This is a genomic window from Clavibacter phaseoli (genome assembly GCF_021922925.1).
Lineage (GTDB): Bacteria > Actinomycetota > Actinomycetes > Actinomycetales > Microbacteriaceae > Clavibacter > Clavibacter phaseoli.
On sequence record NZ_CP040786.1, the window covers coordinates 2,050,192 to 2,073,434 of the forward strand.

The 23,243-nt window shown below is 74.2% G+C and carries 24 protein-coding genes; 11 read left to right on the plus strand and 13 right to left on the minus strand.

What is annotated here, in order from left to right:
* The first annotated feature begins 38 nt into the window (after positions 1 to 38).
* The 9 genes from FGI33_RS09435 to FGI33_RS09475 all read left to right on the plus strand — a co-directional run bounded on the left by FGI33_RS09435 (position 39) and on the right by FGI33_RS09475 (position 8,426).
* Complete coding sequence (locus FGI33_RS09435; protein WP_119434655.1) at positions 39 to 1,019, plus strand: sugar ABC transporter substrate-binding protein; 981 nt, start codon at positions 39 to 41, stop codon at positions 1,017 to 1,019.
* 97 nt (positions 1,020 to 1,116) lie between these two features.
* A complete protein-coding gene (locus FGI33_RS09440) occupies positions 1,117 to 2,160 on the plus strand; it encodes an ABC transporter permease (protein ID WP_119402648.1) in 1,044 nt (347 codons plus the stop codon).
* Entirely contained in the window at positions 2,157 to 3,074 is a 918-nt protein-coding gene (locus FGI33_RS09445; RefSeq protein WP_119434656.1) for an ATP-binding cassette domain-containing protein, read from the plus strand. The genes FGI33_RS09440 and FGI33_RS09445 overlap by 4 nt, the downstream gene beginning before the upstream one ends.
* 68 nt (positions 3,075 to 3,142) lie before the next feature.
* Positions 3,143 to 3,904 (plus strand): GntR family transcriptional regulator, encoded by a 762-nt coding sequence (locus tag FGI33_RS09450; RefSeq protein WP_119434657.1) that lies wholly within the window; start codon positions 3,143 to 3,145, stop codon positions 3,902 to 3,904.
* 52 nt (positions 3,905 to 3,956) lie between these two features.
* Positions 3,957 to 4,550, plus strand: coding sequence for a GNAT family N-acetyltransferase (locus tag FGI33_RS09455; RefSeq protein WP_119434658.1), 594 nt, complete (start codon positions 3,957 to 3,959; stop codon positions 4,548 to 4,550).
* 79 nt (positions 4,551 to 4,629) lie between these two features.
* The gene (locus tag FGI33_RS09460; RefSeq protein ID WP_237581749.1) at positions 4,630 to 6,366 is read left to right on the plus strand and encodes a dihydroxyacetone kinase family protein; all 1,737 of its coding nucleotides are present in this window, start codon (positions 4,630 to 4,632) and stop codon (positions 6,364 to 6,366) included.
* Between the two features lie 49 nt (positions 6,367 to 6,415).
* Entirely contained in the window at positions 6,416 to 6,877 is a 462-nt protein-coding gene (locus FGI33_RS09465) for a ribose-5-phosphate isomerase (RefSeq protein WP_116052935.1), read from the plus strand.
* 55 nt (positions 6,878 to 6,932) lie between these two features.
* Positions 6,933 to 7,691: a triose-phosphate isomerase family protein gene (locus tag FGI33_RS09470; RefSeq protein WP_220453075.1), complete on the plus strand. Its 759-nt coding sequence runs from the start codon at positions 6,933 to 6,935 to the stop codon at positions 7,689 to 7,691.
* Between the two features lie 15 nt (positions 7,692 to 7,706).
* Positions 7,707 to 8,426: a GntR family transcriptional regulator gene (locus FGI33_RS09475; RefSeq protein WP_237581751.1), complete on the plus strand. Its 720-nt coding sequence runs from the start codon at positions 7,707 to 7,709 to the stop codon at positions 8,424 to 8,426.
* 501 nt (positions 8,427 to 8,927) lie between these two features.
* Here FGI33_RS09475 and FGI33_RS09480 read toward each other — a convergent pair.
* The 3 genes from FGI33_RS09480 to FGI33_RS09490 are packed head-to-tail and all read right to left on the minus strand — an operon-like array spanning position 8,928 to position 11,255.
* Positions 8,928 to 9,914: an aldo/keto reductase gene (locus FGI33_RS09480; protein WP_119434963.1), complete on the minus strand. Its 987-nt coding sequence runs from the start codon at positions 9,912 to 9,914 to the stop codon at positions 8,928 to 8,930.
* Between the two features lie 28 nt (positions 9,915 to 9,942).
* The gene (locus tag FGI33_RS09485; protein ID WP_119434964.1) at positions 9,943 to 10,344 is read right to left on the minus strand and encodes a (R)-mandelonitrile lyase; all 402 of its coding nucleotides are present in this window, start codon (positions 10,342 to 10,344) and stop codon (positions 9,943 to 9,945) included.
* Positions 10,341 to 11,255 (minus strand): helix-turn-helix domain-containing protein, encoded by a 915-nt coding sequence (locus FGI33_RS09490; protein WP_237581753.1) that lies wholly within the window; start codon positions 11,253 to 11,255, stop codon positions 10,341 to 10,343. The genes FGI33_RS09485 and FGI33_RS09490 overlap by 4 nt, the downstream gene beginning before the upstream one ends.
* 125 nt (positions 11,256 to 11,380) lie before the next feature.
* Here FGI33_RS09490 and FGI33_RS09495 point away from each other — a divergent pair, with 125 nt between their 5' ends.
* Entirely contained in the window at positions 11,381 to 11,725 is a 345-nt protein-coding gene (locus FGI33_RS09495) for a carboxymuconolactone decarboxylase family protein (RefSeq protein WP_119434696.1), read from the plus strand.
* Positions 11,726 to 11,744: 19 nt separating this feature from the next.
* Here the strand turns inward: FGI33_RS09495 and FGI33_RS09500 are convergent, their stop codons facing one another.
* Complete coding sequence (locus tag FGI33_RS09500) at positions 11,745 to 12,587, minus strand: helix-turn-helix transcriptional regulator (RefSeq protein WP_119434695.1); 843 nt, start codon at positions 12,585 to 12,587, stop codon at positions 11,745 to 11,747.
* A gap of 133 nt (positions 12,588 to 12,720) precedes the next feature.
* On the opposite strand from FGI33_RS09500, the gene FGI33_RS09505 reads away from it, so the two are divergent.
* Positions 12,721 to 13,470 (plus strand): SDR family oxidoreductase, encoded by a 750-nt coding sequence (locus FGI33_RS09505; RefSeq protein WP_119434694.1) that lies wholly within the window; start codon positions 12,721 to 12,723, stop codon positions 13,468 to 13,470.
* A gap of 61 nt (positions 13,471 to 13,531) precedes the next feature.
* Here the strand turns inward: FGI33_RS09505 and FGI33_RS09510 are convergent, their stop codons facing one another.
* The 9 genes from FGI33_RS09510 to FGI33_RS09550 form a co-directional block, all read right to left on the minus strand.
* Positions 13,532 to 14,485, minus strand: a complete 954-nt coding sequence (locus FGI33_RS09510) for a 3-hydroxyacyl-CoA dehydrogenase family protein (protein ID WP_119434693.1) — start codon at positions 14,483 to 14,485, stop codon at positions 13,532 to 13,534.
* Positions 14,482 to 15,459, minus strand: a complete 978-nt coding sequence (locus FGI33_RS09515) for a sugar phosphate isomerase/epimerase family protein (RefSeq protein WP_119434692.1) — start codon at positions 15,457 to 15,459, stop codon at positions 14,482 to 14,484. Before FGI33_RS09515 ends, FGI33_RS09510 begins: the two co-directional genes overlap by 4 nt.
* A 98-nt stretch (positions 15,460 to 15,557) precedes the next feature.
* Positions 15,558 to 17,474 carry a 3D-(3,5/4)-trihydroxycyclohexane-1,2-dione acylhydrolase (decyclizing) gene (gene iolD / locus FGI33_RS09520; RefSeq protein WP_237581754.1) on the minus strand — a complete coding sequence of 639 codons (1,917 nt, stop codon included), beginning with the start codon at positions 17,472 to 17,474 and terminating at the stop codon, positions 15,558 to 15,560.
* Positions 17,471 to 18,436: a 5-deoxy-glucuronate isomerase gene (gene iolB, locus FGI33_RS09525; RefSeq protein WP_119435068.1), complete on the minus strand. Its 966-nt coding sequence runs from the start codon at positions 18,434 to 18,436 to the stop codon at positions 17,471 to 17,473. The genes iolD and iolB overlap by 4 nt, the downstream gene beginning before the upstream one ends.
* Before the next feature lie 47 nt (positions 18,437 to 18,483).
* A complete protein-coding gene (locus tag FGI33_RS09530) occupies positions 18,484 to 19,989 on the minus strand; it encodes a CoA-acylating methylmalonate-semialdehyde dehydrogenase (protein WP_119435069.1) in 1,506 nt (501 codons plus the stop codon).
* A gap of 46 nt (positions 19,990 to 20,035) precedes the next feature.
* A complete protein-coding gene (locus FGI33_RS09535; RefSeq protein WP_237581756.1) occupies positions 20,036 to 20,974 on the minus strand; it encodes a class I fructose-bisphosphate aldolase in 939 nt (312 codons plus the stop codon).
* A complete protein-coding gene (iolC, locus tag FGI33_RS09540) occupies positions 20,971 to 21,948 on the minus strand; it encodes a 5-dehydro-2-deoxygluconokinase (RefSeq protein ID WP_119435579.1) in 978 nt (325 codons plus the stop codon). The genes FGI33_RS09535 and iolC overlap by 4 nt, the downstream gene beginning before the upstream one ends.
* Positions 21,949 to 22,065: 117 nt before the next feature.
* Entirely contained in the window at positions 22,066 to 22,557 is a 492-nt protein-coding gene (locus FGI33_RS09545; protein ID WP_119435578.1) for a GNAT family N-acetyltransferase, read from the minus strand.
* A 10-nt stretch (positions 22,558 to 22,567) separates the two neighbouring features.
* Entirely contained in the window at positions 22,568 to 23,188 is a 621-nt protein-coding gene (locus FGI33_RS09550; protein ID WP_237581758.1) for a TetR/AcrR family transcriptional regulator, read from the minus strand.
* Between the last annotated feature and the right edge of the window lie 55 nt (positions 23,189 to 23,243).

A 23,243-nucleotide genomic window follows, 5' to 3' on the forward strand; every position in this document is an offset into this window, starting at 1 on the left:
ACCCCGCGCGCGGGCGTCCGCCCGACAAGGAGCATTCGATGAAGAACAGATTCCTCGCCCCCCTCGGCCTCGCGGTCGCCGCCGGGCTCCTCCTCACCTCGTGCGCGGGCACCGGCCAGGAGGCCGCGCCCACCGCGGGCGGCGCGAACGGCGGCGGCGGCGACCTCACCTTCGCGGTGGTCACGCACTCCGGCCCGGGCGACGCCTTCTGGGACCGCGTGAAGTCGGGCGCCGAGACCGCCGGCGGCCAGTACGGCGCGACCGTCACGTACAACGCGGACCCGGATCCCGCCAAGCAGTCCCAGCTCATCGACAACGCGGTGGCGCAGAAGGTGAATGGGATCGTGGTCTCGATGGCGAACCCCGACGGCGTGAAGGACAGCGTCGAGAAGGCCGTGGCCGCGGGCATCCCCGTCGTCACCATCAACTCCGGGATCGAGCGCTCGGCCGAGTTCGGCGCCCTCACCCACATCGGCCAGAGCGAGACGGTCGCGGGCGAGGCCGTCGGCAAGCGCCTCGGCGACGCGGGGCTCAAGAACGCGCTCTGCGTGATCCAGGAGGCCGGCAACGTCGGCCTCGAGGAGCGCTGCTCCTCCGCGGCGAGCGCCTTCTCCGGCCAGATGGCGAACCTGCAGGTCGACGGCACGAACGACGCCGACGTGAAGGCGACCATCAAGTCGAAGCTGCAGGCGGATCCCTCCATCGACGGCGTGCTCACGCTCGGCGGCCAGTACGCCATCGACGCGGTCGGCGCGGTCGAGGAGTCGGGCAGCTCGGCGAAGATCGGCACGTTCGACCTCTCGGAGGACGTCGTGAGCGCGGTCGAGGCCGGCACGATCCTGTTCGCGGTCGACCAGCAGCCGTACGTGCAGGGCTTCCTCGGGATCACCGCGCTCGACCTCTACGCCACCAACGGCAACGTGATCGGCGGCGGCCAGCCCGTGTACTCCGGCCCCGCGTTCGTGACGGAGGACAACGCGGCGCAGGTCGCCGAGTTCGCGAAGAACGGCACCCGGTAGGCGGTGGGGCCGGGCGCGCACGACGCGCCCGGCCCGCCGCCTCCCCATCACCCCCGCACCGCACCGCTTTCCCCGACGCTCATCGAAGGAGCCCGCGTTGACCACGACGGACATCGTGACGATCGCCACGAGGCCGCGCCTCGAGAACAGGCCGATCCGCAAGATCCTCGCCCGCCCGGAGATCGGCGCCCTCGTGGCCGCCCTCGCCGTGCTGCTGTTCTTCTCCCTCTACACGCCGCAGTTCCTCACCCTCGCCGGCGCGGGCGTGTGGCTCGAGTCGGCCTCGACCTTCGGGATCATGGCGGTCGCCGTGGCGATGCTCATGATCGGCGGCGAGTTCGACCTCTCCGCCGGGGTCATGACGGGCTTCTCGGCCCTCGTGGTCGGCATCCTCACGTCGCACTACGGCCTCAGCATCTGGGTCGCGGTGCTCGTCTCGCTCGCGGCGGCCCTCGCGGTCGGCGCGCTCAACGGCTTCCTCGTGATGAAGACGGGACTGCCGAGCTTCATCGTCACGCTCGGCACGTTCTTCGCGCTCGCGGGCGTCGACCTCGCCGTCACGAAGCTCATCACCGGCCAGGTCGCGATCCAGGGCATGACGAAGGTGCCGTCCTACGACCAGATCCAGCCGATCTTCGGCTCGTCGCTCCAGATCGGCGGCGGCAACTTCTACGTCTCGGTGCTGTGGTGGTTCCTCGTCGCGGCCGTCGCCACCTGGATCCTGCTGCGCACCCGCGCCGGCAACTGGATCTTCGCGGTCGGCGGCGCCAAGGAGTCCGCCCGCCAGGTGGGCGTGCCCGTCTTCAAGACGAAGGTCGGCCTCTTCATGGGGACGGCGGGCGCCGCGTGGCTCGTCGGCATGATCTCGCTGTTCCGCACCTCCACGGTGCAGGCGAACACGGGCGTCGGCCAGGAGTTCATCTACATCATCTGCGCGGTCGTCGGCGGGTGCCTGCTCACGGGCGGCTTCGGCTCGGCCATCGGCGCGGCGCTCGGCGCCCTGATCTACGGCATGGTCTTCCAGGGCATCACGTTCGCCCAGTGGGACACGAACTGGCTGCGCACGGTGCTCGGAGGCATGCTCCTCGCGGCCGTGCTCCTCAACAACCTGGTGCGCACGCGGGCGGGAGGCGGACGATGACCACCGAGACGAGCGCCAGCGCCGCGTCCGAGCCCCTCGCGGGCGCGATCCCGGGAGCCGCGGAGGAGGCCGGCGGCCGCCCCACTCCCCCGCTGCCGCCCGCCGGCACGACCATCCTCGAGGTCCGCGACATCGGCAAGAGCTACGGCGCCGTCAACGCGCTCACGGGCGTCTCGACCGTGGTCGCGGCCGGCCAGGTCACGTGCGTGCTCGGCGACAACGGCGCCGGCAAGTCGACCTTCATCAAGATGCTCGCGGGCGTGCACGCGCCGAGCGAGGGCACGATGCTGCTCGACGGCGAGCCCGTGACGCTCGGATCCCCCCGCGCCGCGCTCCAGGCCGGCATCGCGACCGTGTACCAGGACCTCGCGGTCGTGCCGCTCATGCCCGTGTGGCGGAACTTCTTCCTCGGCTCCGAGATCACGAAGGGGAAGGGGCCGTTCCGCCGGCTCGACGTGGCGGCCATGAAGGCCATCACGCACGAGCAGCTCGCGCAGATGGGCATCGACCTCCGCGACGTCGACCAGCCCATCGGCACGCTGTCCGGCGGCGAGCGCCAGTGCGTCGCCATCGCGCGGGCCGTGCACTTCGGCGCCCGCGTGCTGATCCTCGACGAGCCGACCGCCGCCCTCGGCGTCAAGCAGTCCGGCGTCGTGCTCCGGTACATCGCCCGGTCGCGCGACCGGGGGCTGGGCGTGGTCTTCATCACGCACAACCCGCACCACGCGTTCCCGGTGGGCGACCGGTTCCTGCTGCTCAACCGCGGATCCAGCCTCGGCACGTTCGAGAAGGACGAGATCACCCTCGGCGAGCTGACGAGCCTCATGGCCGGCGGCGCCGAGCTCGACTCGCTCGCGCACGAGCTCGCGCGCGACCCGGGGGCGGAGGCACCGGACCCGGACGGGGGCCGCTGACCGGCCGACGCCGGATGCGCCCCATGCCAGGATGAGGCGTTGACCTGACCTACGAGGGAGCGATCCACGTGACGCAACCGGAGCAGATCCTGCCCCCCGACCTGTTCCTCGCGCTCGACCGCTCGGGTCCGGTCCCCCTCTACTACCAGGTGGCCAACCTGCTCGAGACGGCGATCCACGACGGCACGCTGCCGGCCGGCGCGCGGCTCGAGAACGAGATCGCGCTCGGCGCCCGCCTCGGGCTCTCCCGGCCCACGATCCGCCGGGCGATCCAGGACCTCGTCGACAAGGGCCTGCTCGTGCGCCGCCGCGGCATCGGCACGCAGGTCGTGCACGGCCGGGTCACCCGCAACGTCGAGCTCACGAGCCTCTACGAGGACCTCGAGCGGCAGGGCCAGACGCCGCGCACGGAGATGCTGTCGTCGTCGCGCGGCGAGGCCGACGAGAGGGTCGCGGAGTCGCTCGGCGTCGCGGTCGGCAGCCCCGTGCTGCACCTCACCCGGCTCCGGACGGCCGACGGGGTGCCGCTCGCGATCCTCGACAACGTGCTCCCCGAGCCGTTCGTCGACCTGGATCCCGAGGAGCTCGCCACCCACGGCCTGTACCAGCTGCTGCGCGGCCGCGGCGTGATCATGCGGGTCGCCAAGCAGCGCATCGGCGCCCGCGCGGCCACCGCGTCCGAGGCGCGCCTGCTCGACTTGCCGCGCGGCGGGGCCGTGCTCACGATGTCGCGCACGGCGTTCGACAGCTCGGGCCGCGCCGTGGAGCACGGCCAGCACTGCTACCGCCCGGACCTGTACTCGTTCGAGATCACGCTCGTCGACCGGTAGCGCGGCGGGTCGCCCGGACCGCGTCGCGCGCGGGCGCTGCCACGATGGGCGGATGACCCCCGACGACGACCCGACCGCCGCCGCGCCGCTCGACCGCGTCGCGTGGCCCGTCCGCACCGAGCGGCTGCTCCTCCGCCGCATGACCACGGCCGACGCGCCCGCGATGTGGGCGTACCGGCGGCTCGACGACGTCACCCGCTGGGTCACGTCCCGGCCCGTCGACGAGGCCGCGTGGATCGCGGGGAGCGCCGCCATGCTCCGCGACCAGCTCGTGCTCGAGCTCGACGGCCGCGTGGTCGGCGACGTCATGGTGCGGGTCGAGGACGCGTGGGCGCAGCGCGAGGTCGCGCACCTCGCGGTCGGCACGCAGGCGGAGCTCGGCTGGACCCTCGATCCGGCCGTCGGCGGGCGCGGCCTCGCGACCGAGGCGGTCCGGGCGGCGCTGCGGATCGCGTTCGAGGGGCTCGGCGTCCGCCGGGTCGTCGCGAGCGCCTTCGCCGACAACGCGCCGTCGCTCCGGCTGGCCGAGCGCGTCGGCATGCGGCGGGAGTCGTACGCGGTCGCCGACTCGCTGCACCGCGACCTCGGCTGGATCGACGGGGTCGGCTACGCGCTGCTCGCCGAGGAGTGGGCGGCGCGCGGCTGAGCCGCGTCCCACGACCCGCCCCACGGGATCCAATATCCTATAGGATCTCCTCACGTGCTCGATGAGGAGGACACCACGGATGACCCGGCTCTGGAACGACCCCGCTGACTTCGCCGACGACATGACGGCGGGCTTCGTCCGCGCCAACGCCCGGTGGGTCCGGCGCGTGCACGGCGGCGTCTCCCGCTCCACCCGCGCGGCCGAGCCCGAGGTGGCGGTCGTCATCGGCGGCGGCTCGGGCCACTACCCCGCGTTCGGCGGGCTCGTCGGCCCCGGCCTCGCGCACGGCGCCGCGATGGGCAACCTCTTCGCGTCGCCCTCCGCGCACCAGGTGGAGTCGGTGATCCGCTCCAGCGAGCAAGGGCGCGGCGCGCTCCTCCTCTACGGCAACTACGCGGGCGACGTGCTGCACTTCGACGACGCGCAGGAGCGCGTGCGCGGCGACGGGATCGACTGCCGCACGGTCGTCGTGACGGACGACATCTTCAGCGCCTCGCCCGACGAGCAGGCCAAGCGCCGCGGCATCGCGGGCGACCTCACCGTATTCAAGGTCGCGGGCGGCGCGTCCGCCGCGGGCTACGACCTCGACGGCACCGAGCGCGTCGCCCGGCTCGCGAACGCGCGCACGCGCTCGATGGGCGTCGCCTTCACGGGCTGCACGCTGCCGGGCGCCGACGAGCCGCTGTTCTCGGTGCCGGAGGGGCGCATGGCGATCGGGCTCGGGATCCACGGCGAGCCCGGCATCGACGAGACCGACATCCCGTCCGCCGACGGCCTGGCCGAGCTCTTCGTGCGGCAGCTGCTCGCCGACGCCGAGATCCCGGACGGCGTGACGGTGCGCGGCGCCCGCGTCGTGCCCGTGCTCAACGGCCTCGGTTCCGTGAAGAGCGAGGAGCTGTTCGTCGTGTTCACGCGCGTCGCGGACCTGCTCGAGGAGGCCGGGATCACGCTCGTGGATCCGCAGGTCGGCGAGTTCTGCACCAGCTTCGACATGGCGGGCGCGTCGCTCACGCTGCTCTGGCTCGACGAGGAGCTGGAGCGGCTGTGGACCGCGCCGGCCGACACCCCCGCCTTCCGCAGCGGCGCGTTCGACGGATCCGCGCTCCAGCCGGTCGACGCGCGCGAGGACGACGAGGTCGACGCCGCGATCCCGGACGCGAGCGACGCGTCGCGGGAGGCCGCCGGGCGCATCGCCGCCGCGCTCGACGCCGTGCACGCGGTCGTCGCGGAGCACGCCGACGAGCTCGGCCGCCTCGACGCGGTCGCGGGCGACGGCGACCACGGCATCGGCATGCTGCGGGGATCCCGCGCCGCCTCCGAGCGGGCGACCGCCGCGGTGGAGCAGGGCGCCGGCGCGCGCACCGCGCTCCGGCTCGCGGGCGACGCGTGGTCGGACAAGGGCGGCGGCACGTCGGGCGCGCTGTGGGGGCTCATCCTGCAGGCGGTCGGCGACGCGCTCGACGACGAGGGCGCGGATCCGGTGACCGCCGACCGGGTGGCCCGGGGCGTGGGCGCCGCGCGCGACGCGGTCATTGGCCACGGCAAGGCCGCGCTCGGCGACAAGACCATGGTCGACGCGCTCGTGCCGTTCGCCGACGTCCTCGCCGAGCGGGTCGGATCCGGCGCGCCGCTCGCCGAGGCCTGGGCCGTCGCGAGCGACGCCGCCCACGAGGCCGCCGACGCGACCGCCGCCATGACGCCCGGCATCGGACGCGCCCGCTCCCACGGCGAGCGCTCCGTGGGCACCGCCGACCCGGGCGCGATATCGCTCGCGCTCATCACCGCGGCCGTCGGCCGCGCCATCGCCGACCGGTGAGGTCCGGCGACCCCATCAGCACGATCAGCACCACCATGAGGAGGACCGGATGACCAGGACCTGGCGCATCGTCGTCGGCGCGGACGACGCGGGATACGAGCACAAGGAGGCGATCAAGGCCGACCTCGAGGCGAGCGGCCTGGTCGCCTCGGTGGTGGACGTGGGCGTCGACGCTGACGGCCACACGAACTACCCGACCGTCGCGACCACCGCGGCCGAGATGGTCGCGCGCGGCGAGGCCGACCGGGCCGTGCTGATCTGCGGCACGGGACTCGGCATGGCGATCGCGGCGAACAAGGTGGCCGGCGTCCGCGCCGTCACCGCGCACGACGGCTTCTCGGTGGAGCGCAGCGTGCTCTCCAACGACGCGCAGGTGCTCTGCATGGGGCAGCGCGTGGTGGGCCTGGAGCTCGCGCGGCGGAACGTGCGCGAGTGGCTGACGTACGAGTTCGACACGTCGAGCGCGTCGAACGACAAGGTCGACGAGATCCGCGCGTACGAGGCGAAGTAGGGCCGTGCCCCCGCAGCCGACCGCGCGGCCGACGTTCGTCGGCGTGAGCCTGAAGATGTACCTCGGGCACGCCGACACGGTCGCGTGGTGCCGGGCGGTCGCGGGCATCGCGCGCGCCCACCCGGCGACCGCGGGCGGCGAGGCCGAGATCGTGGTGCTGCCGTCGTACCTGTCGGTGCCGGCCGCCGTCGGGATCCTCGACGGGGTCGCCGCCGTCGGCGCGCAGGACCTCGCGACCGAGCACGCGGGCGCCTTCACGGGCGAGGTGTCGGGCGGGCAGATCCGGGAGCTGGGCGGCGCGTTCGTCGAGGTCGGGCACGCCGAGCGGCGGCGCCTCTTCGGCGAGACGGACGCGGTCGTGCGGCGGAAGGCGGACGCGGCCCTGCGGGCCGGGCTCGTGCCGATGATCTGCCTCGGCGAGGAGGCGGAGGGGGATCCCGCCGACGCCGCCCGGGAGTGCGTCCGGCAGCTCGACGACGCGCTCGCCCTCGCGTCCGAGCGCGGGCACGGCGGGCGGATCGTGGTCGCGTACGAGCCGCGGTGGGCGATCGGCGCAGCCGAGCCCGCCTCGGACGCGCACATCCGCGGCGTCTGCCGGGAGCTGCGCGCGCACGTCGGGGCGCTCGACGCGCACCCGGGGTCCGCCGTCGTCTACGGCGGCAGCGCGGGGCCGGGCCTCCTCACCCGCATCGGGGACGACGTCGACGGCCTGTTCCTCGGCCGCTTCGCGCACGATCCGCGGGCGGTCGCCGCGATCCTCGACGAGGTGCACGCGCGCGCCGCGGCCCCGCCGGCGCCCGACGCCTCCCGCTGACGGCAGACTGTCCTGGTGACCACCGGCCTCCCGTTCGACGCGACCTCGATGCCCGCGCGGCAGGGCCTGCGCGACCGCGTCTACGACCTCGTGCTCGACATGCTCATGGGATCCGCGATGGAGCCGGGCTCGCGCCTCGCCATCGACCAGATCGCGCGCGACCTGCACGTATCGCCCACGCCCGTCCGCGAGGCGCTCGTGCAGCTGGAGCGCACCGGACTCGTCGCGCGCGAGGCGCACAAGGGCTACCGGGTGGCCCCGCCCATCGCCGGCGAGCAGCTCGAGGCGCTGTTCGACGCGCGGATCGTGCTCGAGGGCGGCGCGACGGCCCTGGCCGCGGCGGATCCCGCGCGCCTCGTGCCCGCGCTCGAGGACGCCCTCGCGGCGCACGAGGAGACGACCCGCCGGATCCGCGCGTCCGCCGACGGCGCCGAGATGCCCGTGGGCCTCATCCGCGAGTACTTCGTCGTGGACTGGGACTTCCACCACCGCATCTTCGCGGCCACCGGCAACCCGTTCCTCCTCGACATGTCCGAGGCGATCTCCACCCGCGTGCACCGCATGCGCCAGACGATGCGCACGGGCGTGCACGACGCCGACGACGCCGTGCACGAGCACCGGGCGATCATCGACGCCGTCGCCGAGGGACCTGAGGCGGCCGCCGCCGCCATGCGCGCGCACATCGAGCGCGTGCGCGAGCGGTCGCGCGATGACGCGGCCGGATCCCCCGCCTAGGGCGCGTCCGCGGCCGGGCGACGGGGAGCCGGCGCGATGAGCCGCCGAGATGGGGCCGGGGGATCTTGGCTAGCGGATTGGGGCTGGCGCGCACCCAGGCCCCCGCAATACATCGCGAGTGCACGAAGGCATCGCGTACCAGCCCAGTCCCCGCAGCGCACACCGGAGCCCGATCCCGCATCGAGCCCGTCCTGCCCCGGGTCCGACTCGGCCTCGGGGGTCCATCGCGCACCACCTCGACGGACCGCGTCCGTCGCGGGTGGCCCGCCGCCCGGAAGGCGATCCCCTGAGCACCTCACGCCGCGGGCCCGCGCGCCCGCGCTGTCCCACGACCGCGCCACGCTTCCTCCGGCCGTCTGACCCGGCGTCCTCGGGCGTCACCCGACCTCCCTCCTCCGGACCCGAGGCGGAGCAGGGAGAGGGACGCGGCACGCGACATCCCCCACCCCCGCGCGTGCCGGGTCCTGTCCCCTCGCGCTCCGGCGCGACGGCCGGCCCGCCTCAGCGGTCGACGTACCCCATGTGGATCTGGTTGTAGCGGTCCCCCCGCACGCCCACCCGCTCCGCGAGGGACGACAGGTCGGCGACCTCGTCGGCGGAGAGGCCGACCGCCGTGGCGCCCGCGTTCTCCTCGATGCGCGAGGTGCGTCGCGTGCCGGGGATGGGCACGATCCACGGCTGCCGGGCGAGCAGCCAGGCGAGCGCGACCTGTCCGGACGTGGCGCCCTTCGCCGCCGCGAGGGCGGAGACGTGGTCGACGAGCGCCTGGTTGGCGGCGCGGTTCTCCGCCGTGAAGCGCGGGATGGTGCCGCGGACGTCGCCCTCCGCGAAGGTCGTCGACGCGTCGACCCCGCCCGTGAGGAAGCCCTTGCCGAGCGGGCTGAAGGGCACCAAGCCGATGCCGAGCTCCGCCAGGGTCGGCAGGACGTCGGCCTCGGGGTCGCGGGTCCACAGCGAGTACTCGCTCTGGACGGCGGTCACGGGATGCACGGCGTGGGCGCGCCGGATCGTCTCGGCGGAGGCCTCGGACAGCCCGAGGTGCCGCACCTTGCCCTCCGCGATGAGCTCCCCGACCGTGCCCGCGACGTCCTCGATCGGGACCTTCGGGTCGACGCGGTGCTGGTAGAGGAGGTCGATCGCGTCGGTGCGGAGGCGGCGGAGGGACGCCTCGGCGACGGCCCGGATCCGCTCGGGGCGGCTGTCGAGACCGACGCTCGCGCCGTCGCGGATGTCCCAGCCGAACTTGGTGGCGACGACGACGCGGTCGCGGACCGGCTCGATGGCCTCGCCCACGAGCTCCTCGTTCACGTGCGGCCCGTACACCTCCGCGGTGTCGAAGAACGTGACGCCGAGGTCGACGGCGGAGCGGATCACGGCGGTCATGTCGTCGCGGGTGCCGGGGTTCGGGCCGTAGCTCTGGGACATGCCCATGCAGCCGAGGCCGATGGCGGACACCTCGAGTCCCTGTCCGAGCGTGCGCGTGTGCATGGTGGCTCCTCTCGTGGTGGGGTCGGCCTCAGCGGCCGTCGTACTCGCCGTCGGTGATGTGCTCGGCCCAGGAGGTCGTGTCCGCCGGGTCGTCCGCGCCCTCCAGGATCGCGAGGTGCTCCATGGCGGATCCCGGCGCGGCGGCGTGCCAGTGCTCCTCGCCCGGCGGCGTGTAGAGCGTCTGCCCGGCGTGGACCTCGAGGATGCGGCCGTCGCGCGTGCCGAAGCGGCCGATCCCGGCGGTGACGTGGAGGTACTGGCCGCGCGCGTGCGAGTGCCAGGCGGTGCGGGCGCCGGGGGCGAAGCGCACCCGTCCGACGACGGTGCGCTGGTCGCCGTCGTGGGGGGCGACGATCGGCTCCAGCCAGACCTCGCCGGCGAACCGCTCCGGCGGGTTCCTGGTGGCGGGGCGGTCGGGTTCGATGATCATGGGGCTCCTCCGGGGGTCGGGTCGTGGCGGGTCAGGGAGGCGGGGGCCGAGCGGTCGCCGGCGTCCGTCGCGGCCCAGGTCGCGAGGAGGCGCAGCTGGTCCTCGGCGGGGCTGCCGGGCGCGGCCGCGTAGATCATGAGCGACAGGCCGGGGTCGGCGAGCAGCTCGGTGCCGACGAGCTGCAGCGAGATGTCGCCGACGACCGGGTGGTGCGCGTCCTTCCGGACGCCGTCGTGCCGGCGGACGTCCGCGTTGGCCCAGCGGTCGCGGAAGGCCGCGCTCCGCGTCGACAGCGCGCCGATGACCGCGGTGATGCGCTCGTCGAAGGGGTCGCGGCCGGCCTCCAGCCGCAGCACGGCGACGGTCGCGTCGACCGCGGCCATCCAGTCCGGGTAGAAGGCGCGCGCGGCGGGATCGAAGACGTTGAACTCCGCGAGGTTCGGCACGCCGTCCCCGGCGCCGTCGAAGACGGGCGCGTAGAAGGCGCGGCCCAGGGCGTTGGCCGCGAGGATGTCCATCGCGCCGTTGCGGACGAACGCGGGGGCTCCCGTGATGGCGGCGAGCGCGGTGTGGACCCCCGGCCGGACCCCGGGGGACGGGCGGCGGCGCGGGCGCGACCGCTCCGACGCCTGCGCGCCGCGCGCCAGGTCGGCGAGGTGCGCGCGCTCGGCGGCGTCGAGCCGGAGGACCCCCGCGAGCGACTCGAGGACCTGCGTGGACACCCCCGCGATCCGCCCGCGCTCCATCCGCGCGTAGTACTCGGGCGAGACGCCCGTGAGCATGGCGACCTCCTCGCGGCGGAGCCCCTGCACGCGGCGCCGGCCGCCGAGGTCGGGCAGGCCGACCTCGGTGGGACGGAGCCGCGCGCGCCGGGACGTGAGGAAGGCGCGCACCTCGTCGCTGTTGTCCATGCGCCTCACGCTAGGCCCGGTCCGCCGCCGGTGACAGGCACGGGGAGTACGTGCATCGCCGGTGCCTCCCACCCGGCCGCGCCGGGGTGTGGGCTGGATCCATGACCCACGACGGAGGAGACCCCATGACCGAGCGCCCCGAGCGGGATCCCCGGCCGAGGCAGGCGGGCGGCGGCCGGCGGACGCTGGGCGGATTCGCCCCGAAGCTCGCCGCCCTGACGGACGACGTGCTCTTCGACGACGTCTGGAACCGCCCCGAGCTGTCGCCGCGCGACCGCAGCCTCGTCACCGTGGCGGTGCTCGCCGCGGGCGGGGACCTCGACCAGCTCGCGTTCCACCTCGGCCGCGGCGTGGAGAACGGCCTGACCCGCGAGGAGCTGGTCGAGGCGATCACCCACGTCGCCTTCTACGCCGGCTGGCCGAAGGGCATGGGCGCCATGGGCGTCGCGCAGCGCGTGCTCGGCGGGTAGGGCGTCCGGCGCGGACCGCTCACGACCCGGTGAACCGCTGCTCCCCCACGACGCCGAGCAGCGCGAGCGCCTCCGCGGCCCCGGATCCCGGCACCGGGGTCAGGACGAGCAGCACCTGCGACTGGTCCTCCGTGAAGAGCGCCTGGCAGTGGACCTCGATCTCGCCCACCTCGGGATGCACCAGGGTCTTCCGCTCGTCGAACCTGCTCCCCACCTCCTGGAGCTCCCAGTAGCGACGGAACTCCGCGCTCGTCGCGAGCAGGCTCGCGAGCACCTCGGCGGCGAGCGGATCCGGGTCGGCCTGGGACGCGGCGACCCGCAGCTGGGCGACCTGGAGGCGCCCCTGCCGCTCGTGGTCGCGCTCGGGGTAGTGCCCGCGCTCCTCGGGATGGGCGAACCAGCGGTGCACGCCGCTGCGGTCGAGGCCGCTCCAGGTGGTGTCGTCGCCGAACAGGGCGGAGGCGAGGCGGTTCTGGACGAGCGTCTCGCCGAGCTCGGTGATGACGAGGGCGGGGGCGTCGTCGAGGCGGTCGAGCACGCGCATCAGGCCGGGGCTCACGTGCGGCGACCGCCGGGCCCGCCGGGGCGTCCCCTGGCCGGCCAGGCGGAAGAGGTGGTCGCGCTCGTCGAGGCCGAGCCGGAGCCCGCGGGCGATGGCGGTGAGCATCTGGTCGGAGGGCTGCGGGCCCCGGCGCTGCTCGAGCCGCGCCCAGTAGTCGGCCGACATGCCGACCACGGCCGCGATCTCCTCGCGGCGGAGACCCGCGGTGCGGCGACGGGCGCCCGGGGGCAGGCCCACGTCGGAGGGCTGCAGCGCCTCCCGGCGCGCACGGAGGAAGTCGGCGAGTCCGGGACGGTCCATGGCCCCATCCTCGCCCCCGCCGGGCCGCGCATCCAGGGACCGCCGCTCCCCCGATGCGCGCTCCCTTCCCGGCCGGTCGGGCGCGACGCAGGCTGGACGACGACGGGGCGCACGGCCCCGCGGAGGAGGCACCATGAAGACCACCGGCAGCACCGTCCTGATCACGGGAGCGACGTCGGGCATCGGCCTCGGCCTCGCCGAGCGCCTGCGGGCCCGCGGCGACACCGTCATCGTCGCCGGCCGCCGACGCGCGCTGCTCGACGAGATCGTCGAGGCGCACCCCGGCATGCACGCGCTCGAGCTCGACGTCACGGATCCCGCGTCGATCGCCGCGGCCGCCGAGCGGGTCACCCGCGAGCACCCGGGCCTCGACGCGGTCGTCACGATGGCCGGCATCATGCTCCCCGAGGACCTGCGCGACCCGGCGCACCTCGAGGTCGCGGAGTCGACCATCACGACGAACCTGCTCGGCACCATCCGCACGGCCGCGGCCTTCGGGCCCTGGCTCGCGGCGAAGCCCGACGGCGTGCTCATGACCGTGTCCTCGGGCCTGGCCTCCGTGCCGCTGCCCGCGACGCCGACCTACTCGGCGACGAAGGCCGCCGTGCACTCGTTCACGCAGAGCCTGCGCGTGCAGTGGGCCGCCACGCCCCTCCAGGTGATCGAGCTGGTCCCGCCGGCCGTGCGCACGACGCTCATGGGCCAGCAGGACGAGGAGTCGGCGATGCCGTTGGACGAGTTCCTCGACGAGGTGATGCGGATCCTCGAGGGGCAGCCCGAGGTGGAGGAGGTGCTGGTGCAGCGCGTGCGGTTCCTCCGCGACGCCGAGGCCGAGGGGCGCCACGCGGACGTCCTCGCGCTGCTCGCGCAGCGGAGCCACTGAGGCCGCTGGATGACGCGCGGCCGCACGGCATCGCCTCCGTGCGACCCGGCGGGTCCGGCGCCTACCCGATCGGCGCCGGCCCCAGCTCGTCCATCAGCTGCTTGATCGCCACGTACGCCTTGTTGCGGTACGCGACGAGCGCCTCGGTGCGCTCGGCGGGCACGTCGAGGTAGCCGGATCCGGTCTTCGTGCCGTACTCGCCCGCGTCGACGTGCTCCTGGAGCGACGCCGGGGTCGCGAAGCGCTCGGGCCAGCGGGTCTGGAGCGACGCGTAGCAGAACGCGTAGACGTCGAGGCCGGCCATGTCGGCGATCGCGAACGGGCCGAACACCGGCAGGCGGAAGCCGAAGGTCGTGCGGACGATCGTGTCGATGTCCTCGGGGGTCGCGATGCCCTCCTCGACGATCTGCGTCGCCTCGTGGAAGAGCGCGTACTGCAGGCGGTTGAGCACGAAGCCCGTCGAGTCGGTGACGCGCGCGGTCTCCTTGCCGGTCTCCGCCACGATGGCCTCGGCCATCGCGACGGCGCTCTCGTCGGTCGTCGCGTGCGGGATCAGCTCGACGCCCGGGATGAAGGGCGCCGGGTTCGAGAAGTGCACGCCCAGGAAGCGCTCCGGGTGGGTGACCGCCTCCGCGAGCGAGCCGATGAGGATGGTGGAGGTGTTGGATCCGATGACCGCGTCCGGCCGGGCCGCGGCGCAGATGCGGGCCAGCGTGGCGTGCTTGATCTCGATCTTCTCGGGGACGGCCTCCTCGATGAAGTCGGCGTCGGCGACCGCCTCCTCGATGGACGCGGCCGGGGCGACGTTCGCGCGGATCCGCTCCACGGCGTCGGCGGGGAACAGCCCGTCGGCGACGAACCGCTCGGCCTCCGCGATGAGGCGCGCGTGGTTCGCGACGGCGATCTCCTCGGAGATGTCGGCGATGAGCACCCGGTGCCCGGCGAGCGCGAGGACCTGCGCGATCCCGCCGCCCATGTACCCGGACCCGACGATGGCGATGCTGCGTGCGGTCATGATGCCTCTCCCTGTGCGTCGCGCGTCTGCGGCAGCAGCGTGCGGATGTAGTCGCGGTTCTCCGCGCAGACGCCGAGGCTGTCGCCGCCGTACTGCTCGGTGAGGATGATCCCGTCGAAGCCGAGCTCGACCCCGTCGCGGATCACCTGCCGGTAGTCGATGAGGCCGGCCTTCATGGTCGTGGGCACGCTGGTCGCCCAGCTGCCGTCGGCCGCCTCGTCGCGCATGTAGTTCTTCACGTGCCAGTAGTTGGCGTACGGCAGCGTCTTCGCGTACAGCTCGCGCCAGCTCTCGACCGGGCGGTGCAGGCGGATGAGGTTCGCGACGTCGGGGTTGAGCCCCACGTTGTCGAGGCCGATCTCCTCCACGAGCCGCACCGCGCTGTCGGCGGTGCCGAGGTACGTGTCCTCGTACATCTCCAGCGCCATGCGGAGGCCCAGCTGCGCCGCGTGCCGGCCGAGCTCGCGGAGGCGCGTGACGGCGGCGTCCCACACCTCGGGGTCGTCGGGGTCCTTCGGGCCCTCGGCGGTCCAGAACCACAGGGCCTTCCGCTGCGCGTCGCTGAACGGCTGGTGCAGTCCGGTCGAGAAGACCTCCATGCCCATCTCGGCGATCGCGTCGATGGTGCGGTGCGCGTAGGCGAGGTTCTTCTCCTCGTGGCCCGGCATGATGACGCTCTGCCGCTGCAGGTGCACCGACGGGATGCCGACGCCGTGCGCCCGCGCGACGGAGACGAGCTCGTCGCGCCGGGAGGGCTCGAGGTCGGCGGGGCGGACGTGGCTGTCGGCGAGCTCGGCGAGCGTGAAGCCCTCGCGCGCGATGTCGGCGAACATGCGATCCCAGACCGCGGCGTCCGCGTCGTGGAGGGCGGTGCCGTCGCGGCCCACGGTGGCGAAGGAGTGCAGGCAGGTGGCGATGGGCCAGTCCGCGGCGCGGAACGCCGGCTCGGGTGTCGTCGCGGGTGTGTCCGGCATGCTGCTCCATCGCGGTCGTCGGGTCCCGGATGCCCGGGGTCAAGATCCTATAGGAAATAGCATCCTGACGCCCGGGTCGCTCCGGAGCCGATCCCGCGTCAGCCGAGCAGCGGCCGCTGCGCCCTCTTGCGCTCCACGTACTCCGCGTGCGCCGCCTGCGTCGACGGCATCTCGGAGACGCCGGGGACGGGCACGTCCCACCAGCCCTCGCCGTCGGGGCCGTAGACGAGCGGGTCGGACTCGACGTGGATCACGGTGGTGCGGTCGGAGGCCTTCGCGCGCCGCACCGCCTCGCCGAGCGCGGTCGTCGCGCCGGGGCCGGGGGCGACCTCGATCACGTCCACGCCGTAGCTGCGCGCGTTCGCCGCGAGGTCCACGGGCAGCGGCTCGCGGCCCTCGAAGGCCCGCGTCGCCGGGTCGAGCTGGCGGTAGCGGGTGCCGAAGCGCTCGGTGCCGACGGTCTCGGAGAGGTGGCCGATGGACGCGTAGCCGTGGTTCTGGATCACCACGACGATGATCTTGATCCCCTCGGCCACCGCCGTCACGAGCTCGGTGTGCAGCATGAGGTAGGAGCCGTCGCCGACCATGACGATCACGTCGCGGTCGTCGCCGTACGCCTCCGCGCCGCGCTTCACGCCCAGCCCGCCGGGGATCTCGTAGCCCATGCACGAGAAGGCGTACTCGACGTGGTAGCCGAGCGCGTCGCGCACGCGCCAGAGCTTGTGGAGGTCGCCCGGCAGGGATCCGGCCGCCTGCACGACGACGTCGCGCGGGTCGCTCGCGGCCTGCACGGCGCCGATGATCTCGGGCTGCCCGGGCAGCGCGCCGCCCATGGGGGCGAGGGCGCGGTCGACGGCGGCGTCCCACTCGCGCTTCTCGCGGGCGATGCGGTCGGCGTAGGCGGCGTCGACGCGCGTGCCGGCGAGCGCCTCGATGAGCGCCTCCAGGGTCTCGCGCGCGTCGGCGACCACGGGCAGCTGCGTGCCGTGCTTGTACGCGTCGAAGGCCGCGACGTTGACGTTCACGAAGGTCACGTCAGGGCGCTGGAAGGCCGTGCGGCTCGCGGTGGTGAAGTCGGAGTAGCGCGTGCCGATGCCGATCACGACGTCGGCCTCGGCGGCCAGGCGGTTCGCGGCGGTGGATCCGGTCGCGCCGATGCCGCCGACGTGCTGCGGGTGGTCCCAGGCCAGGGATCCGCCGCCGGCCTGCGTGGTGCCGACCGGGATCCCGGTGGCCGCGGCGAAGCGCAGCAGCGCCTCCTCCGCCGCGGAGTAGATGACGCCGCCGCCCGCGACGACGAGCGGCGTGCGCGCGTCGCGGATCGCCTGGACCGCGCGGGCGAGCGGCCCGCGCTCCGGCAGCGGACGGCGCAGGTGCCACTCGCGCGGCGCGAGGAACGCGAGCGGCACGTCGAGCGCCTCCGCCTGCACGTCCTCGGGCAGCGCGATGGTCACGGCGCCCGTCTCGGCCGGATCGGTGAGCACGCGCATGGCCGCGAGCGCGATCGAGTAGAGCTGCTCGGGCCGCTGCACGCGGTCGAAGAAGCGCGAGAGCGGGCGGAACGCGTCGTTCACCGAGATGCCGGTGTCGTGCGGGTGCTCGAGCTGCTGCAGCACCGGATCCGCCACCCGGGTCGCGAACGTGTCGCTCGGCAGGAGCAGCGCCGGCAGCCGGTTGGCCGTCGCGAGGGCCGCGCCCGTGAGCATGTTCGCGGCGCCGGGCCCGACCGACGCGGCGCTCGCGTAGGTCGCGAGGCGCCGGTGCATGCGCGCGAAGCCGACGGACTGGTGCACCATCGCCTGCTCGTTGCGGGCCTGGTGGTACGGCATGAGGTCGGGATCCTGCGCGTTCGCCTGCATGAGCGCCTGGCCGATGCCGGCCACGTTGCCGTGGCCGAAGATCCCGAAGACGCCGGGGATGGTGCGCTCGCGGTGGTCGCCGTCGACCGTCCACTGGTTGGCGAGGAACGCGACGAGCGCCTGGCTGACGGTCATGCGGACGGTGGGCTCGGTCATCGGGCGGGTGCTTCCTGGTCGGGGGCGGATGCGGGGGCGGCGTCATCGGTCGCGGCGTCGGGGGCGAACGGCAGGCGCGGGTCGATGGCCTGCCCGGCCCACGTGCCGCGGATCCAGCCGTGCGCGGGGTGGTCGCTGATGAGCCAGGCGCGGTCGGCGCCCGGTCCCGCCATGACGTTGAGGTAGTAGAGGTCGTAGCCGGGCGCCGCGACGGCGGGCCCGTGGTAGCCGTACGGCACGAGCGCGACGTCGCCCGTGCGCACGACGGCGTCGATCGCGATCTCGCCCGCGGGCGACGACGAGGTGTGGAACAGGCCGAACGGATCCGCGCCCGCGGGCGCGTCGAGACCGCGGCCGACGGCGGTCTCGAAGTAGTAGATCTCCTCGAGCCGCGACTCCTCCCCCGGCCTCTCCTCGTCGTGCTTGTGCGCGGGGTAGCTCGACCAGTTCTCGGCGGGCGTCAGCACCTCGCAGACGATGAGGCGCTCGGCGTCGAGGGATCCGGGCGTGCCGGGCGTCCCGAAGTTGTGCACCTGGCGGCTCGAGCGGCCGGCGCCGCGCAGCTCGACGGGGACCTCCTCGCGGGCGATCCTGCGGCTCGGCACGTGCCGCGTGGCGGGCGACTCGGCGACGGCCACGCGGCCGGATCCGGTGAGCACCGCGCTCGACACGCACGACAGGTACAGCACGTCGGTGGGGCCGGCGAAGACCGACGCGCGGCCCGCGAGGTCGGTCACGCGCTCGTCGCCGTCGCCCTCGCGGTGCCGCACGGCGAAGGATCCCGCGAGCGGCACCACCATGCGCTCGACGCCCGCGGCGGGCAGCTCGAGCGCGTCGCCGTCGCCGAGCACCGCGACCCGGAGGCCTGTGTGCTCCCAGCCGGGGAGGGATCCGTCGACCACGCTCTCCCAGCCGTCGCGGCCGATGCTGCCGCGGGGGTGCAGCCACTCGTTCGTCGTCATGCGCGTCTCCGTCGTCGTCGTCGGGTGCCCGGCCGGGCGGGGGTGGATCAGTTCTGCGGGAAGCCCAGGTCGACGCCGCCGTGCGACGGGTCGAGCCAGCGGCTGGTGATCGCCTTCTGCTGCGTGAAGAACCGCACGCCCTCGGCGCCGTGCGCCTTGGTGTCGCCGAAGAGGCTGGAGCGCCAGCCGCCGAACGAGAACGTGGCGACGGGCACGGGGATGGGGACGTTGATCCCGATCATGCCCACCTGGACCTCGTTCTGGAAGCGGCGCGCGGCCCCGCCGTCGTTGGTGAAGATCGCGGTGCCGTTGCCGAACGCGCCGGCGTTGATGAGCGCGACGCCCTCCTCGTACGTCCGCACCCGGACGACGCCGAGCACGGGCCCGAAGATCTCCTCCGTGTACGCGCGCGAGCTCGTGGGGAGCTGGTCGATGAGCGTCGGGCCGAGCCAGAAGCCGTCCCGCTCGCCGTCGACCTCGATGCCGCGGCCGTCGACGACGACGCGCGCGCCGTCCTCCTCGGCGATGGCGATGTAGGACGCGACCTTGTCGCGGTGCGCCTCCGTGACGAGCGGCCCCATGTCGCAGCCGCGGCGACCGTCGCCGACGCGGAGGCCGGACATGCGCGAGGTGATCCGCTCGATGAGGGCGTCCGCGACGGGATCGACCGCGACGACCACGGAGATCGCCATGCAGCGCTCGCCCGCCGAGCCGAAGCCCGCGTTGACGGCCGAGTCGGCGACGAGGTCGAGGTCGGCGTCCGGCAGCACGAGCATGTGGTTCTTGGCGCCGCCGAGGGCCTGCACGCGCTTGCCGTGCTTGGTGCCCGTCTCGTAGACGTACTGCGCGATGGGCGTGGATCCGACGAACGAGATCGCCCGCACGTCCGGGTGCGTGAGCAGCCCGTCCACCGCCTCCTTGTCGCCGTTCAGCACGGTGAAGACGCCGTCCGGGAGCCCGGCGCGCTTCCACAGCTCGGCGATCCAGATGGCCGCGCTCGGGTCCTTCTCGCTCGGCTTCAGCACCACGGTGTTGCCGGCCGCGATCGCGATCGGGAAGAACCACATCGGCACCATCGCCGGGAAGTTGAACGGCGAGATGATCCCGACGACGCCGAGCGGCTGCTTGGTCGAGTACACGTCGACGCCCGTGGACACCTGCTCCGAGTACTCGCCCTTGAGGTGGTGCGCGAGGCCGGTCGCGAACTCCACCACCTCCTGGCCGCGCGTGATCTCGCCGAGCGCGTCGCTCACGACCTTGCCGTGCTCCGAGGTGATGATCTCCGCGAGCTCCCCCTTCTCGGCCTCGAGCAGCTCGCGGAAGCGGAAGAGGATCGCCTGCCGCTTGGCGAGCGACAGGTCGCGCCAGGCGGGGAACGCGGCGTTCGCCGACGCGATGGCGCGCTGGATCTCGTCGGCGTCCGCGAGCGCGACCTCCTTCGTGACGACGCCGCGGGCCGGGTCGTAGACGGGCGCCGTGCGGCCGGAGGTCGAGGGCGAGCGGGCGCCGTCGATCCAGTGCGGGACGACGGGGAGCGGGGCGGTGTCGGTCATGGTGTCCTCAGGCGGTGGCGGGTGGTGGACGGGTCGGTCTTCGGGGTCAGGGGCGGGCGCGGCCGTGCACGAGGTCGACGGCCTGGTCGACCGCGCGCGCGACGTCGCCGTCGGCGGGGTGGATCAGCGTGCGGCCGACGACCAGGCCGCGGACGCCGGGGAGGCCGAGCGCATGCTCCCAGCCGGCCCAGGTGTCCTCGCTCGCGCCCTGCGGATCCCCGCCGAGCAGCAGCGTGGGCAGGGTGGTCGCGGCCATGACGCGGGCCATGTCGTCGACGACGGGCAGCTTCATCCACGTGCGCGCGGAGGAGGAGCCGAGGCCGGAGGCGATGGCGATGGACGTGATGACGGCGTCGGGCGTGAGGTCGTTGACGATCCGGCCGTCTTGCCACGCGCTCATGAACGGCTCGAGCATGATCGGGAGGCCCGCCCGCACCGCGTCGTCGACCGCGCGGGCGTTGGCCTCGAGGGTGGCGGCCGTGCCGGCGTCGCCGAGGGCGATCCGCACGAGCGTCTTCGCGAAGTCGAGGCCGTCGCGCACGATCCCCGGGACGTCGTAGGCGGTGAAGCGGTCGTCCATCTCGAAGGCGGCGCCGCGGAGGCCGCCGCGGTTCATGGATCCGACGACCACCTTGTGGTCGAGGAGGCCGAGGAGCGCGAGGTCGTCGACGATGTCCGGGGTGCCGAGCACGCCGTCGACCCCGTCGCGCGTGAGGGCGGTCGCGAGTCCGGCGAGCAGCTCGTAGCGGTCGGCGAGGGCCATCGGGTCGTCGCCGACGCCGAGCGCGCCGCGGGCGGGGTGGTCGGCGGCGACGATGAGGAGGCGGCCGTCGTCGCGGATCAGCGGGCGGCGGACCCGGCGGGCGAGCGCGCGGGCGACGGCGGCGGGATCCGTGGCGCGCAGGTCGCGAAGGGCCTGGAACGCACCGGGCAGGTCGCCCGCGCGGACGAGCTCGGCGGGCGACGTCTCGTCGACGGCGGTCATCGGATCCCCTCCAGCACGGCCTCGACCTCGGCGGTCGTCGGCATGGCGGTCGAGCACTCGCGGCGGGACGCGACGATGGCGCCCGCGACGTTGGCGAAGCGCAGGATCCGCTCGAGGTCCCACCCGGCGAGCAGCCCGTGCACGAGCGCGCCGCCGAAGCCGTCGCCCGCGCCGAGCCCGTTGACGACCTCGACCGGATACGGCGGCACCTCCACGGTCTCGTCGCGCGTCTTCGCGAGCACGCCCTTCGGGCCCTGCTTGACGATCGCGAGCTCGACGCCGCGGTCGAGCAGGGCGTCGGCGGCCCGCAGCGGATCCGTCTCCCCCACCGCGATCTCGCACTCCTCGCGGTTGCCGACCGCGACGGTCACGTGCTCGAGCGCGCGGCCGACCTCGCGGGTCGCGTCCGCGGGCGACGACCAGAACATCGGCCGGTAGTCGAGGTCGAGCACGGTCAGCGGGCGGCGCGCGCGGGCGGCCCACGCGGCGTGGTGGGCGGTGCGGCTCGGGTCCTCGCTGAGACCCGTGACGGTCGACCAGTGGACGCGCGCGTCCTGGATCGCCGTCGTGTCGAGCGCGTCGGCCTCGATGCAGAGGTCGGGCGCCTTCGGGCGGCGGTAGAAGTAGAGGGGGAAGTCGTCGGGCGGGAAGATCTCGCAGAAGGTGACGGGCGTCGGCAGGTCGTCGACCGGCGTCACGAACTCCGCGGAGACGCCGAGCCGCTCGAGCTCCCGCGTGACGTACCGGCCGAACGGGTCGTCGCCGACGCGCGAGACGAGGGCGGCGGATCTGCCGTGGCGGGCGGCCGCGACCGCGACGTTGGCCGCGCTCCCGCCGAGGTACTTGCCGAAGGTCTCGACGTCCTCGAGGCCCACGCCGTCCTGGAGCGGGTAGAGGTCGACGCCGACGCGGCCGATGGTGATCACGTCGTGGATCGGGGTCGAGGCGGGGACTGCGTTCATGGCAGGGCTCATGGCGGCGCTGCTTCCTCTCCGGCGATGGAGGGCGGTGGGCGGGTGCTGCTGTCCGTCCAACGTAGCGCATGTTCTGACATAGGCACATGCCTTATCGGGGGCAGGGTCGCGACCCGCTCAGTCGAGCGGCAGGTGCATCACTTGCAGGCCGACGAGCCCGTCCTCCGCGTGGTCGAAGGCCTCGGGGACGGTGCCGATGATCCGGAACCCCAGCGACCGCCACAGATGCACGGCCGCGTGGTTGGTCTCGACGACGGCGTTGAACTGGATCGCCCGGTAGCCCTCCGCGCGCGCCCACGCCAACACGAACTCGCCGAGCGCCCGGCCGACGCCGCGACCGCCGTGCGCGGGATCCACGAGGAAGGAGCCCGTGGCGACGTGCGCGCCGCGACCCGGGCGGTTCGGGCCGGCCTTGGCGGATCCGAGCACGGTGCCGTCGTCATCCACGGCCACGAAGGTGCGGGCCGGCGCCTCCGCCATCCAGTTCGGCCGCGCCTCCTCGAGCGACTGCCCAGCCGGGAGCGCGTAGGTGCGGCCGGCATCGACGATCGCGCGATAGAAGGGGTGGATCAGGGGCCAGTCGGCGTCCGTGGCGGGGCGGATCTGCATGCGGTCGAGGCTATCCGGCGGCGCCCGCGACGCCGAGCGCCGGCAGCAGCACCTCGTCGATCACGGTGACGAAGAACGCGCGCGACACCGGCCCGCGGCCGGCCGCGAGGCGCTGCGTGCTCATCGCCGGGACGACCTCGGCGAGCACGGCGAGGGCGGCGTCCGAGCGCGCGGGCGCCTCGCCACGCTCGACGGCGCGGCGCAGGAGCCGGCCGTAGACGTCGACGTAGGGGTCCGTGACCTCGGAGCGGATCGCCCGCGCCAGTCGCTCGGAGCCGCGCATCGCGGGCGCGAGGCCGGCGAACACGGCGGCGCGGCGGTCGGGCCCGCCGAGCCAGCCCGAGTCGACGACGGCCAGGAGGTCGTCGCGCAGGGATCCGGTGTCGGGCAGGGCCTCGGCCTCCGGCGGGCGGCCGACGCTGCGGACGGCGGCGAGCACCAGGTCCTCCTTCGTCGCCCAGCGCCGGTAGATCGTGGTCTTCGCGCGTCCGGTGCGGGCGGCGACCTCGTCGAGTGCCATGCCGTCGTAGTCCCGCTCGGCGACGAGGTCGAGGGCGGCGGCGAGGATCGCGGCGTCCCCCGAGCGGTCGACGGGGCGGCCGACGCGGGGCCGCGGGGCGTCGGTCGGCATGTCCATCCCGTCCAGGATAGGCCCGTCGCGGTATTCCGCTACTCAGGAACAGCGT